The 808-nt window shown below is 46.8% G+C and carries 1 protein-coding gene; it reads left to right on the top strand.

All coding sequences use genetic code 11. The annotated features are described in order from the left end of the window. On the top strand, positions 1–808 hold an 808-nt coding region (locus AC1DVH_RS32090; protein ID WP_477757164.1), incomplete at both ends, for a polysaccharide biosynthesis protein.

Raw genomic sequence — 808 nt, 5'->3', positions numbered from 1 at the left:
CCTCCACATCTCGTGGGCGTCGTCGAGAAATACTTGGTTTTCTGGAGGAATATCCCCTTCATGTTCGCACTGTCCCCGGGTTCATGGATTTGGCTAGCGGACGCGTAAAAGTCGATGATATCCAAGAAGTAGATATCGCCGACTTATTGGGGCGTGATGCAGTTGCTGCCCAACATGAGTTACTCGAACATTGCATCAAACAACAGGTCGTACTTGTTACCGGGGCTGGTGGGTCTATAGGTTCTGAGTTGTGCCGGCAGATATTGTCATTGCAACCCACGGTCCTTTTATTGCTCGAGCATAGTGAATTTAATCTCTATAGTATTTTGTCGGAGCTTGAGCAACGAATTGTTCGGGAGTCGTTGTCTACGAAAATTCTTCCGATCCTCGGATCGGTCCGTGATAAGGCTAAAATTTTAGATGTGATGTCAACATGGCATGTAGAGACCGTCTATCACGCTGCGGCTTATAAACACGTTCCGATGGTCGAACATAATATTGCCGAGGGTGTACTCAATAATGTAATGGGTACACTTAATACGGCCCAAGCTGCAATCCAGGCAGGCGTGGCTAATTTTGTATTGATTTCGACGGATAAAGCTGTACGGCCTACAAATGTCATGGGTAGCACTAAGCGTCTTGCCGAACTGACGCTTCAAGCTCTCAGCAAGGAGCCCGCACCGGTACTATTTGGTGACACTGCAAGCATATCCAGAGTCAATCGAACCCGATTTACGATGGTCCGTTTTGGAAACGTTTTAGGTTCTTCCGGCTCGGTGATACCATTATTTCACAAACAAATAAAATC

This window comes from Pseudomonas sp. P4_C3, assembly GCF_056402075.1.
The sequence above is the reverse complement of the archived record's forward strand: the minus strand, read 5'-3'. Positions and strand labels throughout refer to the sequence as shown.